14 protein-coding genes are annotated in these 11,484 nt (G+C 61.4%); 11 read left to right on the top strand and 3 right to left on the bottom strand.

The features are described 5' to 3' along the window. Positions 1-23 precede the first annotated feature (23 nt). Positions 24-791, top strand: a complete 768-nt coding sequence (locus KBY74_RS01190) for a sulfite exporter TauE/SafE family protein (RefSeq protein ID WP_254941131.1) — start codon at positions 24-26, stop codon at positions 789-791. Here the strand turns inward: KBY74_RS01190 and KBY74_RS01185 are convergent. After that, complete coding sequence (locus tag KBY74_RS01185) at positions 771-1,253, bottom strand: CRR6 family NdhI maturation factor (RefSeq protein ID WP_254941130.1); 483 nt, start codon at positions 1,251-1,253, stop codon at positions 771-773. The two genes, KBY74_RS01190 and KBY74_RS01185, sit on opposite strands and share 21 nt — an antisense overlap. An 89-nt stretch (positions 1,254-1,342) precedes the next feature. Here KBY74_RS01185 and psaM point away from each other — a divergent pair, with 89 nt between their 5' ends. The 3 genes from psaM to KBY74_RS01170 all read left to right on the top strand — a co-directional run bounded on the left by psaM (position 1,343) and on the right by KBY74_RS01170 (position 3,041). After that, positions 1,343-1,447, top strand: a complete 105-nt coding sequence (gene psaM, locus KBY74_RS01180) for a photosystem I reaction center subunit XII (RefSeq protein ID WP_106502470.1) — start codon at positions 1,343-1,345, stop codon at positions 1,445-1,447. Between the two features lie 322 nt (positions 1,448-1,769). After that, positions 1,770-2,033, top strand: coding sequence for a hypothetical protein (locus KBY74_RS01175; protein ID WP_254941129.1), 264 nt, complete (start codon positions 1,770-1,772; stop codon positions 2,031-2,033). Positions 2,034-2,060: 27 nt separating this feature from the next. Then, complete coding sequence (locus tag KBY74_RS01170; protein WP_254941128.1) at positions 2,061-3,041, top strand: protochlorophyllide reductase; 981 nt, start codon at positions 2,061-2,063, stop codon at positions 3,039-3,041. Here KBY74_RS01170 and KBY74_RS01165 read toward each other — a convergent pair. Beyond that, complete coding sequence (locus KBY74_RS01165; protein ID WP_396093281.1) at positions 3,038-3,508, bottom strand: hypothetical protein; 471 nt, start codon at positions 3,506-3,508, stop codon at positions 3,038-3,040. The genes KBY74_RS01170 and KBY74_RS01165 overlap by 4 nt on opposite strands. 182 nt (positions 3,509-3,690) lie before the next feature. On the opposite strand from KBY74_RS01165, the gene KBY74_RS01160 reads away from it, so the two are divergent. Next, complete coding sequence (locus KBY74_RS01160) at positions 3,691-4,449, top strand: BMC domain-containing protein (protein ID WP_106502471.1); 759 nt, start codon at positions 3,691-3,693, stop codon at positions 4,447-4,449. 58 nt (positions 4,450-4,507) lie between these two features. On the opposite strand, the gene KBY74_RS01155 is transcribed toward KBY74_RS01160, so the two are convergent. Continuing rightward, positions 4,508-5,089 carry a non-canonical purine NTP pyrophosphatase gene (locus KBY74_RS01155; protein WP_254941127.1) on the bottom strand — a complete coding sequence of 194 codons (582 nt, stop codon included), beginning with the start codon at positions 5,087-5,089 and terminating at the stop codon, positions 4,508-4,510. 114 nt (positions 5,090-5,203) lie between these two features. Between KBY74_RS01155 and KBY74_RS01150 the strand changes: the two genes are divergently transcribed. The 6 genes from KBY74_RS01150 to KBY74_RS01125 all read left to right on the top strand — a co-directional run bounded on the left by KBY74_RS01150 (position 5,204) and on the right by KBY74_RS01125 (position 11,482). Then, positions 5,204-6,199, top strand: a complete 996-nt coding sequence (locus KBY74_RS01150; RefSeq protein WP_254941126.1) for a sodium-dependent bicarbonate transport family permease — start codon at positions 5,204-5,206, stop codon at positions 6,197-6,199. 4 nt (positions 6,200-6,203) lie between these two features. Beyond that, positions 6,204-6,485, top strand: a complete 282-nt coding sequence (locus KBY74_RS01145; protein ID WP_106502474.1) for a P-II family nitrogen regulator — start codon at positions 6,204-6,206, stop codon at positions 6,483-6,485. 230 nt (positions 6,486-6,715) lie between these two features. After that, positions 6,716-7,027 (top strand): BMC domain-containing protein, encoded by a 312-nt coding sequence (locus KBY74_RS01140; RefSeq protein ID WP_106502566.1) that lies wholly within the window; start codon positions 6,716-6,718, stop codon positions 7,025-7,027. Between the two features lie 64 nt (positions 7,028-7,091). Then, a complete protein-coding gene (locus tag KBY74_RS01135; RefSeq protein WP_106502475.1) occupies positions 7,092-8,501 on the top strand; it encodes a form I ribulose bisphosphate carboxylase large subunit in 1,410 nt (469 codons plus the stop codon). A 155-nt stretch (positions 8,502-8,656) separates the two neighbouring features. Further along, positions 8,657-8,998 carry a ribulose bisphosphate carboxylase small subunit gene (locus KBY74_RS01130; RefSeq protein ID WP_254941125.1) on the top strand — a complete coding sequence of 114 codons (342 nt, stop codon included), beginning with the start codon at positions 8,657-8,659 and terminating at the stop codon, positions 8,996-8,998. A gap of 117 nt (positions 8,999-9,115) precedes the next feature. Continuing rightward, positions 9,116-11,482: a CsoS2 family carboxysome shell protein gene (locus KBY74_RS01125; protein ID WP_254941124.1), complete on the top strand. Its 2,367-nt coding sequence runs from the start codon at positions 9,116-9,118 to the stop codon at positions 11,480-11,482. Positions 11,483-11,484 lie beyond the last annotated feature (2 nt).

Genomic DNA, 11,484 nt, shown 5'->3' with positions numbered 1-11,484 from the left:
ATCCATTACGCCAGGTTGCCCGGATGTTGTGGAGCCTGTTGCCCTATCTGCCCCTTGGCCTGCTGGCGGGTCTGCTGTCGGGAGTGCTGGGCATCGGCGGAGGGCTGGTGTTTTCACCCCTATTGCTGCTAGCCGGACTTGATCCGCACCAGGCCCTGGCCACCAGCACCCTGGCGATCGTGCCCACCACCCTGGGTGGCACCTGGGCCCACCTGCGCAACCGCAGCCTTCCCTGGCGCGGGGGCTTGGCGATTGTGCTGGGTGCAGGCCTTGGTGCAGGCCTTTTCAGCCAGGTTGGGCTGGTGCTTCATGGCTGGATGTTGCTCGCAATGCAGGCGGTGATGTACGGAGGACTGGCCTTGAGCTTTCGCCCCCCGTCGGCGCAGGCTGCCATCGATACCGCCAGCTTGAAGTTGGCGGGTTTGACAGCCACCGGCATGGTCGCAGGCATGGCCACCGGATTGCTCGGTCTCGGCGGTGGCCTGGTGATGGTTCCCTTGATGGTGCAGCTGATGCAGGTGCCAATTCACCTGGCAATCCGCTTCAGCACCCTGGCGGTGCTCACCTCGGCCTCAGTCGCCTCAACCACCTTCCTGCTGGATGGCCGAGCACTGCTGCCGATCGGGATGCTCCTAGGAGGCACAGCAGCTGTTGCCGCCCACTGGTCGGCCACCAGGCTGGATCGGGTCAGCGACGGTCAGCTGACGTGGCTACTACGGGCTTTAACTTTCATACTTGCGCTCGACAGCGGTCGCAGGGCCCTGGCACTACTACTGAGCCGCCCCGGCTGAAAGTGGCGCCCAGAAGCCTCCGTCTAGCTCGTAGCCAAGAACCGCAGCCATCTGGGCTAAGCCCTGACGGCAACTCAAACCGTGCAGGCGCGCCCAGGCATCAAGGCTGAAAAGCCTGTGGGTGATCCAAAGCTCCAGGGACTCGGGGGCAAAACGGATGCCCTCCGTGCGGCTGAATTGGTGGGGCAGCACCATCGCCACGTGGCGGGTGAGTTGGCCGCCGCCACGCTCCAGCAGCAGGGGCAGCCAGGGAGCTTCCGCATCGGCCCGCAGGGACCAAAGCCGCAACTCGGCAATTTCCGACAGCTCCCGGGGGTCGTCGTCGGCACGGGGCCAATTGAAGTGAAGCTCCAGGGAACCAGCCTGCTGGACAAGAGCATCAGGGATAAGGCTGAACCAGGGCTGGAGAGCTGCAAGATCCAACTGTCGGATCTGGCTCTCGGAAATCTCCACAGGGGCCATCAAGAGCTGTGACAGCAGGGCGGGACAAGCTGGACCGTAGCCACCTAAGGGCAAAGAATGGGGCGAATCCAGTTGCTTTCTGCCCTCCCATGGTTTCCACTCTCAGCCAGGCCGAAGTGCTGATTGCCCTGGTGGTGGCCGCCCATGCGGGCGTGCTGGCCGTTCGCCTCTGCTTCAGCCTTTACAAAGCCTGAGAAGCTGGCCATTGGTCCTTGGCAAGCCTTACCCCTTGGCAAGTTGCACCTGGCTAGCTAAAAGCGTCTAGGCCCCAGCGGGGTTTGATCCCTCGTTGCCCCCATGCCGCCTCTCCACCCATCCAGTTATCAGGCCAGGCAAAATCAGCCCTTGCGGCGAGAAAGAAAGCCGCTTTCTGGTGCGGATTCCAGGCCTGCTTCCCTCCGCAAACCTGCGTCGCTCTCCAATACTGCGTCTCAGCCTGATCCCCAGATAATTACTGGCGGTGAAGCAGCCGCACTGCAAGCCCTCTCAAGTGAGCGGCAAGAATTGCTCTGCAGCGTGATCGGACTGGCTCTCAAGGTTGGCCTTGTTGTGGTCGCTGGCGTCAGCCTGGTACGACTTGCCACCGCTTATCAGGAGCGGATGGAGCGCCAGGGAGAGCTCTCGGCGGTGCTCGGCCTTGAACGGGCCAAACTCTCCAAAGCACGCGAACGCTTTGACCATCTGTTCATGGTGGAAGGGGAGCAGCGTCTGATCCGCGAGCAAAATCAATGGATTGCCCCCAATCGCCTGCGGGTGGTTTGGCAGCAGGCAACCCCGTAGGTTGGGGCCCCTGTCTCAATTCACTTGATGGCCGCAACAGCAGCCGCCGGAACGGTTTTGATCACCGGCACCACCTCAGGGGTGGGCCTCAATGCCGCAAGTGCCCTCGCCAAACGCGGCTGGCATGTGGTGACGGCCAACCGTGATCCCGTTAAAGCCGCTGCTGCCGCAGCCAGCCTGGGGATTCCTACAGATCAGCTCAGTCATCTGCGTTTTGACCTCGGCGATCTCGACAGCGTTCGGGTGGGAGTCGAAGCTTTGGTGGCGTCACTGGGACGCCCCTTGGATGCCCTGGTGATCAATGCGGCTGTCTACAAACCGCGGCTAAAGCAGCCGGAGCGCTCCCCGCAGGGCTACGAAATATCAATGGCCACCAATCACCTGGGGCACTTTTTACTGATTCAGCTACTGCTGGGCGACTTGCAGCGCTCAAGCCACCCCTCGCGGCGGGTGGTGATTCTCGGCACCGTGACGGCCAACTCCAAGGAACTGGGCGGCAAGATTCCGATCCCAGCTCCAGCGGACCTAGGCGACTGTGCCGGCTTCAAGGCCGGATTTAAGGCCCCTATCGCCATGGCCAACGGCAAGGCCTTCAAACCTGGCAAGGCCTACAAAGACAGCAAGCTCTGCAACATGATCACGACCCAGGAGCTGCATCGTCGTCTGCACGAAAGCACCGGCATCGTTTTCAGCTCGCTATACCCAGGCTGCGTTGCCGACTCGCCCCTTTTCCGCAGCACGCCGCGGGCGTTTCAGACTATTTTTCCTTGGTTCCAGAAAAATATCACCGGCGGATATGTAAGCCAGGCATTGGCAGGAGATCGGGTTGGCCAGGTGGTGGCCGATCCAGATTTTTCCGCCTCGGGTGTGCACTGGAGCTGGGGCAACCGCCAAACCAAAGGGGGACGGCAATTCAGTCAGGAGCTCTCCGACAAGGCCAGCAACCCTGAAACGGCGCAGACCTTGTGGGAGGAATCAATGAAGTTGGTGGGGCTGACGCCGGCCTAAAAGCGGCGGCGGAAGGCATCGTCGCTGCGGCTGGATGCTTCTTCAGCGAGGCTCAGTTTCCAGACGTTGCGGCTAAGGCGGCGGGCCTTGAGGCCGCCTCGCTCAACCGTTTCACTGGTGGGGCGGGCACCAAGCAGCTGACTCACCTCGGAAGTGCTGAGGGGTGCCCCGGTCTGGACGGCCAGCTGGGTGAGCTCGAGGCGTTGCCGCAAAGCAGCCAGATCGGCCTGGCCACCGTCTTCGGCCTCAGACCAAAGCCAGGGCAGGTCGTGGGCCGAACCGGCCATCTTCTGCATCAATCCCATACCGATGAAAGCCAGTGCTTGCTCCGGCTTGACTCCCTGGGCTGCTGCCTGGGCCATCCATTCAGGCATCGGAGCACTGTTGACAGTGTCTCCAGCGGGCATGGGTTCGGCCTGGGCAGCCTGGCTGCGAGTGGAGCTAGAAGCGGTGCGGCGGGTGGCCATGGACGTCCCCTGAACGTTGGCCGGACGGTACCGGCTCAGCCGCGATGGGCAAGGGGCAGGGGGCTTCAGGGTTAAGATCCAGCCGCAGCAATGCCGATGTGAGGGCTAGCTGTTCGAAGGATTTCCCCTTGCCATCCCGCCTTCCCTCCCGAGACGAACTGGCGCTGCGCCGGCGTCGGGAGATGGCGCTTGGCTCAAGCTCAAGTGGCGGCACCCAGATCACTGGCACCCGGGTGGGCAGCGACAGCTCAGGCGCCAGTTGTGTGATTACCACCGACAGCGAGGGCTCCCGGCTGGCACGCCAATCCAGCCATGTGCAGTCGATTGAGCTGCGCACATACGTATTTCTTGATTCGCTGCAGCCCCAGTTAGCTGCCTACATGGGCACGGTTAGCCAGGGCTTCCTGCCCATTCCCGGTGACGCCTGCTTGTGGCTGGAGGTATCTCCGGGCATGGCTGTGCACCGGGTCACCGACATTGCCCTCAAGGCCAGCACGGTGCGGCTTGGCCAGATGATCGTGGAGCGGGCCTTCGGCTCCTTGGCGCTCTACCACCGCGATCAGAGCAACGTCCTCCACTCCGGCGACGTGGTGCTTGAGGCCATCGGCAGCCGGGTGGAGCTCCGCAGCCGTTGCGAGGTCAGCTGGACCGAGATCATCCGGGCGATCACCCCTGACCACGCCGTGCTGATCAATCGCCAGAACCGGCGCGGATCGATGATTCAAGCGGGGATGAGCATGTTCATCCTGGAAACCGAGCCCGCCGGTTACGTGCTGATCGCAGCCAATGAGGCAGAAAAGGCTTCCAACATCACTGTGGTGGACGTGAAAGCCGTGGGCGCCTTTGGCCGTCTAACCCTGGCGGGGCGGGAGGGTGATGTGGAGGAGGCAGCCGCCGCCGCGATGCGGGCGATCAGTCATATCAACAACAAGGCCAGCTGACCAAGGGGCTTGCTCTGAGAATTGAGCAACTGGCAATTGAGTTATTGGCAATGGACCATTAGTTGCTCAGCTCCAGCAGGCGGAGCAACTTCGGGGCAAGCGCCCGAGCTGCCTTGCCGCGGCTGCCGAGCTTGGCCTTGAGGTGGGGGCCCATCAGGGCGTAGGAGCATCCTGCCTCGCGCACATAAAAAAGGCTGTCGTAACCAGGGCCATGACCCTGGGGAGCGCGCAATATCTGGCCGCGGCAGATCCCCTCTGCCTCGGCCCTGGTGGTGCCGGATGGATCGGCCAGGGCCATGGCGCTGCGGAAACTGGCTCCGCGATAAAGGCTGTCGCCTAGTTCTTTCAACAGACGGTGAATCCGCTCGTGGTCGGTGGGGGCGTAGCGGGCCGAAAAAACACCCGGAGCTCCATCCAGGGCATCCACCTCGATGCCTGAGTCGTCGGCGAGGGCCCAGTGGCCGGTGATGCGGGCAACAGCCTCGGCTTTGAGACGGGCGTTAGCGAGGTAGGTCGCTCCCGTTTCTTCAATATCGAGACCGGGCGGCTGGGGCAGGACATCCAGCTCAACCAGCTCAAGCATCGCGCCGATTTCGGCCACCTTGTGGGGGTTGCCACTGGCCACGACCAGGATCGGCATTCAGCAGGAATCGGGGCAAGTCATTGTCCCCCAAGGAGGTGTCTTATTTCCTGCAGCAGACCTACGGTTGGTAAACGCCTTGGCTCCCGCGTGATTGGGTTCCAGGGGTAACCGATGGACCCAAGCCTGATTCTGCAGAACCTGGTCAGCCCACCGGTGCTGTTTTTTTTCCTTGGCGTGACCGCCGTACTGGTGGGATCGGATCTGGAAATTCCAGCCCCAATCCCAAAGCTGTTCTCCCTCTATTTGTTGCTCGCCATCGGATTCAAAGGTGGCTTGGAGCTGGAGCACAGCGGCCTCGGTGGTCAAGTGCTGCCCACCATCGCCGCCGCGATGGCGATGTCGCTACTGGTGCCTCTCTACAGCTATGTGGTGCTTAAAACCAGGCTGGATGGGTTTAATGCCGCCGCCATTGCCGCCACCTACGGATCGATCAGCGCGGTGACCTTCATCACCGCCGAGAGCTTTCTGGAAACCCAGAACCTGCCCTTCGATGGCTTCATGGTGGCTGCCCTGGCCCTGATGGAATCGCCGGCCATCATTGTGGGACTGCTGCTGGTCAAATTGGCAGCCCCCACCCAGCAAGCAGCGGGGCCGAAGATGGGCTGGAGCTCGGTGCTGCGGGAGTCATTTTTAAATAGCTCGGTATTTCTGCTGGTAGGGAGTCTGGCGATTGGCTTATTGGTTGCAGCATTCAGCCCAGCAAGCATCGACAAAATGCTGCCATTCACCGACAAACTTTTCTATGGAGCCCTCAGCTTCTTCCTGTTGGACATGGGGATCGTTGCGGCCCAACGGATCCGAGATTTACGACAAGCGGGAGCCTTTCTGATCGGTTTTTCGGTGTTGATGCCACTTTTCAATGCCCTAGTAGGCACCCTGATCGCCCGAGGTCTGGGCCTTGGACCTGGCAATGCTCTGCTGTTTGTGGTGCTGTGCGCTAGCGCCTCCTACATCGCGGTACCAGCAGCGATGCGAATGACAGTGCCGCAGGCCAATCCCAGTTTGTATATATCTACAGCGCTGGGAGTCACATTTCCCTTCAATATCATTGTTGGTATTCCCCTCTACATGGCCATGATTAAGGCCTTGCTTCCTACCGCCGGATAAATCAATGAAACGCCTCGAACTGATCCTCAGCGAGCGGGAGTTGGATGCGGTGATCCAGGCAATGGAAATAGCGGGTGTGCCCGGTTACTCCGTAGTCAGGCACGTCACCGGCAAGGGTCCGCATGGCTCCGTGTCCGAGGGCATGGAATTCAGCGGTCTAGGCGCCAATGCCCATGTGATCGTGTTCTGCGAAGCGGACTTGCTGGATGCACTGCGGGCTGCTCTGCGCCCCCTTTTGACCTACTACGGCGGAGTGGCGTACGTCACAGACGCCGAGGCCCTCTAGGTGCTGGGCAAGCAAATTTTGATCAAAACGGGTTTGGTGGGGCTGAAACCCCTTGCCAGCACTGCAATGGCAAGCATTGCCTAACGTTTTGTGATGCACTGATCAGCCTGTCTTATCTAAAGGCGACGCAACAGTGATGGTCGGTTCCGGCCAAATGGCTTGACGGGGGGTTTGGCTGCCGACCATGGTTGCGAGCGAACATTCAACCCCACCTCCACCAGGAGCAGGTAATGGCAACTGAATCCATGGGCATCGCCCTCGGCATGATCGAAACTCGGGGGCTGGTGCCCGCGATCGAGGCGGCTGACGCCATGACCAAGGCCGCCGAAGTGCGCCTTATCGGTCGTGAGTTCGTCGGTGGCGGCTACGTCACCGTGATGGTGCGCGGTGAAACCGGCGCCGTCAACGCAGCTGTGCGCGCCGGGGCCGATGCCTGCGAGCGCGTGGGCGACGGCCTTGTGGCAGCGCACATCATTGCGCGCCCCCACCGCGAAGTGGAGCCTGCCCTCGGCAACGGCAACTACGCCGGTCAGAAGGACTGAGTTGACCAACGTCTGAGGCGTTAACCAACCCATTTCCCTTACCGACCCAACCGGAGAATCATTCATGGCTAAGAAGTACGAATCCGGGGTTAAGGAGTACCGCGACACGTATTGGACTCCTGATTACATCCCCCTAGACACCGACCTGCTGGCGTGCTTCAAGTGCACCGGCCAGGAAGGCGTCCCCCGCGAAGAAGTTGCCGCTGCTGTGGCCGCTGAATCCTCAACCGGCACCTGGTCTGCCGTGTGGTCCGAGCTCCTCACCGACCTCGACTTCTACAAAGGCCGTTGCTACCGCATCGAAGACGTTCCTGGCGACAAGGAAGCCTTCTATGCCTTTATTGCCTATCCCCTCGATCTGTTCGAGGAAGGCTCCATCACCAACGTGCTGACCTCCTTGGTCGGCAACGTGTTCGGCTTCAAGGCCTTGCGCCACCTGCGTCTGGAAGACATCCGCTTCCCGATGGCGTTCATCAAGACCTGCATGGGTCCCCCGAACGGCATCGTGGTTGAGCGCGACCGTATGAACAAGTACGGCCGTCCTCTCCTGGGTTGCACCATCAAGCCGAAGCTCGGCCTGAGCGGTAAGAACTACGGCCGGGTTGTCTATGAGTGCCTACGCGGCGGTCTGGACTTCACCAAGGACGACGAAAACATCAACTCCCAGCCTTTCCAGCGCTGGCAGAACCGTTTCGAGTTCGTTGCTGAAGCTACCAACTTGGCTCAGCAGGAAACAGGCGAGAAGAAGGGGCACTACCTCAACTGCACCGCTGCAACTCCTGAAGAGATGTATGAGCGCGCCGAGTTCGCTAAAGAACTGGGCCAGCCCATCATCATGCACGACTACATCACTGGTGGCTTCACCGCTAATACCGGTCTTGCCAAGTGGTGCCGCAAGAACGGCATGTTGCTGCACATTCACCGTGCCATGCACGCTGTGATTGACCGCCATCCCAAGCACGGTATTCACTTCCGAGTGCTGGCAAAGTGCCTGCGTCTCTCCGGTGGTGACCAGCTGCACACCGGCACGGTGGTCGGCAAGCTGGAGGGTGACCGCCAGTCGACCCTCGGCTATATCGACCAACTGCGCGAATCCTTCGTCCCCGAAGATCGCAGCCGCGGCAACTTCTTCGACCAAGACTGGGGCTCCATGGGCGGCGTGTTCGCCGTGGCTTCCGGCGGTATCCACTGCTGGCACATGCCCGCACTGGTTGCCATTTTTGGCGACGACTCCGTGCTGCAGTTCGGTGGTGGTACCCACGGTCACCCCTGGGGTTCGGCTGCTGGTGCTGCTGCTAACCGCGTGGCTCTCGAAGCCTGCGTCAAAGCCCGCAACGCCGGTCGTGAAATCGAGCGCGAAGGCCGCGACATCCTTCTGGAAGCAGCGAAGCACAGCCCTGAGCTAGCTATCGCCCTGGAGACCTGGAAGGAAATCAAGTTCGAGTTCGACACCGTCGACAAGCTCGACACCTGAAATCGCCAGTCTGAGTTGGTGAGTGGGGCAAGCACAACTTGCCTACTCACCTCCCAGAACGGAATATTCAGAACTTGAGATTAAATTAATCTCTGCTAACGAGATTAAGAGCCTTTTATACAAGGTTCAAACATTCCATCCACACAAGGATCCCCATGCCTTTTAAGAGCACCGTGGGTGACTATCAAACAGTCGCCACCCTGGAGACATTCGGCTTCCTACCGCCGATGACTCAGGACGAGATCTACGACCAAATCGCTTACATCATCGCCCAGGGTTGGAGCCCGCTCGTTGAGCATGTCCATCCCAGCAACTCCATGGCGACCTATTGGTCCTATTGGAAGCTGCCCTTCTTCGGCGAGAAGGATCTGGGTGTGATCGTGAATGAGCTTGAGGCTTGTCACCGCGCCTACCCCGACCACCACGTTCGCTTGGTGGGCTACGACGCTTATACCCAAAGCCAGGGTTCCTGCTTCGTGGTTTTCGAAGGACGCTGATCCCAGCCCTTCCGGGGCTCGAGCCATTGGCCTGAGCCCCAACTCTTTTCCTCTGCGGGCTAGTTCGCGCTGCGAACTGGTCAGCACATTTCCAGATATTCCATTCGACGGGCGGACATGGCCAGCTCATCCAGCCGGGAAGCAGCTCTAGAGCGCCGCAAGGCCCTCACTAACGGTGGCAAAAAAGCCGCCAACCGGTTCACTTCCGGTCCGAGCCGTGTGCGCTCGGTTGAAGACGCTCGCCCCACCCGCACAGCCCCAGCGATGGAGGCCCCAGCATCGGTGGCCAAGGCTGCCCCGGCCGTGAACGCCCGGGGTGCTGCCTCCCAGCGCAGCCTTGCTGCACCCACCGGCTCCAGCCGGACGACCCAGGCCCGTCCAATCGCCAATCCCAGTAGAGATTTGGTGCTTGCCAGACGGGAAGCCCTTTCCAAACGCGGCAAACGTGCCGACACCTCCAGCGACCGCACCCGCACGGACGTGGCCAAAATTGCACCAAAAGCCCAGGCACCTGCAGCGGAAGCCAAGTGCAAATGCCAGGGCGAAACCGCTGCTGCACCGGCCCTAACAAGCCTCAGTAATCGCACTAGCCAAACAAGTAGTAGTGGTGGCGATCGCCGTGCCACAGCCAAGCGCCTCTCCCAACTGGATCCAAGCCGGGCCCTTGTGCTCGCCCGCAGAGAAGCTCTCTCGAAGCGTGGCAAGTCAGCTAACACGCCCAAGAGCACTACAGCCGCTTCGGTATCCCGCCAGGGCAACCCTGATATGAGTGCCCGCGAACTTTCCCAGAAGGTGCGTGAACTGCGGGCCAAGGTTGGCAGCGCTGGTTCCAGCAGAGCCGGCGGCACCCGCCCCTCTGGCCCAAACCGCCACGGCGCCAAGCAGGCAGCAGCCGCAGAAGCCCACTGGAAAGTGGGAGTGAGCGAAACCAGCTCTGGCCAGGTGGTGACCGGAACACAGGCCAATCGCTCAGAGAAAACTACCGGTAACGAAGCAGCTACCTGCCGCGCCATTACGGGCACCGAATATCTCGGCGCCGAGGTGTTCCAGGCTTTCTGCCAGAGCGGTCCAGTGACAAGTCAACCTGCAAAAGTTCGCGTTAGCGCCACCACCCACGGCAACCGGGTCACTGGTAATGAGGTCGGTCGCTCTGAAAAGGTGACCGGCGATGAGCCCGGTACCTGCAAAAACGTCACCGGCACCGAATACGTTTCCGCCAATCAGTCAGCAGCCTTCTGTGGCACCTCCAGCCCCAGCCCTAGCCCACGCAAGGTTGGACGCAGCCAGACCGAGGGAGGTCAGGCAGTTTCAGGTGTGATGGTTGGTCGCTCAAGCCTTGTCACGGGTGACGAACCCGGCTCGGGCAAGCAGCTCACCGGCTCCCAGTACATATCCGATCAAGGCCAGGTGACTGGACGGGCTCCTACCAAGGTTGCAAGCTTGCACACGCTTCGGGGCACGGGCATCACTGGCACCCATGTGGGCCGCAGCGAGCATGTCACCGGTGATGAGCCCGGCAGCTGCCGCCTGGTAACTGGTGATGAATACGTCGGCAGCCAGCAATACGCCGATTTCTGCGGCAGTAAGCCCGAGCCGGAGGCCGCCAAGGTGGGCTTCAGCGTCACCAATCGGGCCCAGGTTGTCAGCGGAACCCACACTGGCCGCTCCTCCAATGTCACCGGCGATGAGCCCGGCACCTGCAAGGTCGTAACCGGCACGCCCTACGCCGGCCTTGAGCAGGCAGGGGATTTCTGTAACAGCAAGTCTGTCGCCGAAATTCGTCAGCGCACTCCGGTGCGGGGCTCTAACCGTATGAGTGGCATACAACCAGGCATTGGCGGTGTCCTCACCGGTGCCGGCCGCGGGGCCTGCGAAGCCGTCACCGGCACTCCATATATCGGTGGCGATCAACTCGCCAAGGTCTGCGGTGCTGCCGCAGCCCACGACTCCGACTTCCCCCAACCCCTGGCGGGCAGCCAGCCCTGGCAGCAATTCAGCATCCAATCCCCGGCTCGCTCGGCCCAAGTGGGGCGAGAACCAGCCGGGGCCGTAACCGGCACCAGCTACGAGCAGGGCAGCAGGATTACCGGCCCTTTTGACCTGGCCGGTGACATGGTCACCGGCACCGAGCAATTCCGTTTCGACCGTCGCGGCAGCAGCCAAATCGCCCGGGGGCCCATTGAGGTTCCTTTGAGCGTCGACGAGGATGCCCGTCCAACCTCCAGGGTTACCGGCGAAGGCATCTCCGCTGGCTTGAAGATCACTGGTGATGACTGGGATCGAGGTGATCGGGTCACCGGCACGGAAGGTGTTTCAGCTCGGCGCCGCAACCCCACCCGGCCAGGCTCGAAGACCTCGATGCCGGCCGCCCTCCAGCCGAAGCGCAACGAGGAGCGTCCCGAGCCAATCTGCCGTGTCACCGGTTCCAGCGGCAGTACCACTGCCGGCTCCCTGATCACGGTTTCCGGCGGCGCCCGCGGTTGATT

The sequence above is a fragment of the Cyanobium sp. A1C-AMD genome (assembly GCF_024346495.1).
GTDB classification, from domain to species: domain Bacteria; phylum Cyanobacteriota; class Cyanobacteriia; order PCC-6307; family Cyanobiaceae; genus Cyanobium_A; species Cyanobium_A usitatum.
The sequence above is the reverse complement of the archived record's forward strand: the minus strand, read 5'-3'. Positions and strand labels throughout refer to the sequence as shown.

What these genes read in the sequence shown, in the direction of transcription:
- KBY74_RS01185 (WP_254941130.1), bottom strand. Translation starts at nt 1,253, where the DNA reads ATGGCCCCTGTGGAGATTTCCGAGAGCCAGATCCGACAGTTGGATCTT.
- KBY74_RS01165 (WP_396093281.1), bottom strand. Translation starts at nt 3,508, where the DNA reads ATGGCCACCCGCCGCACCGCTTCTAGCTCCACTCGCAGCCAGGCTGCC.
- KBY74_RS01170 (WP_254941128.1), top strand. Translation starts at nt 2,061, where the DNA reads ATGGCCGCAACAGCAGCCGCCGGAACGGTTTTGATCACCGGCACCACC.
- KBY74_RS01140 (WP_106502566.1), top strand. Translation starts at nt 6,716, where the DNA reads ATGGCAACTGAATCCATGGGCATCGCCCTCGGCATGATCGAAACTCGG.
- KBY74_RS01125 (WP_254941124.1), top strand. Translation starts at nt 9,116, where the DNA reads ATGGCCAGCTCATCCAGCCGGGAAGCAGCTCTAGAGCGCCGCAAGGCC.
- KBY74_RS01130 (WP_254941125.1), top strand. Translation starts at nt 8,657, where the DNA reads ATGCCTTTTAAGAGCACCGTGGGTGACTATCAAACAGTCGCCACCCTG.
- KBY74_RS01135 (WP_106502475.1), top strand. Translation starts at nt 7,092, where the DNA reads ATGGCTAAGAAGTACGAATCCGGGGTTAAGGAGTACCGCGACACGTAT.
- KBY74_RS01145 (WP_106502474.1), top strand. Translation starts at nt 6,204, where the DNA reads ATGAAACGCCTCGAACTGATCCTCAGCGAGCGGGAGTTGGATGCGGTG.
- psaM (WP_106502470.1), top strand. Translation starts at nt 1,343, where the DNA reads ATGGTTTCCACTCTCAGCCAGGCCGAAGTGCTGATTGCCCTGGTGGTG.
- KBY74_RS01155 (WP_254941127.1), bottom strand. Translation starts at nt 5,089, where the DNA reads ATGCCGATCCTGGTCGTGGCCAGTGGCAACCCCCACAAGGTGGCCGAA.
- KBY74_RS01160 (WP_106502471.1), top strand. Translation starts at nt 3,691, where the DNA reads ATGGCGCTTGGCTCAAGCTCAAGTGGCGGCACCCAGATCACTGGCACC.
- KBY74_RS01190 (WP_254941131.1), top strand. Translation starts at nt 24, where the DNA reads ATGTTGTGGAGCCTGTTGCCCTATCTGCCCCTTGGCCTGCTGGCGGGT.
- KBY74_RS01150 (WP_254941126.1), top strand. Translation starts at nt 5,204, where the DNA reads ATGGACCCAAGCCTGATTCTGCAGAACCTGGTCAGCCCACCGGTGCTG.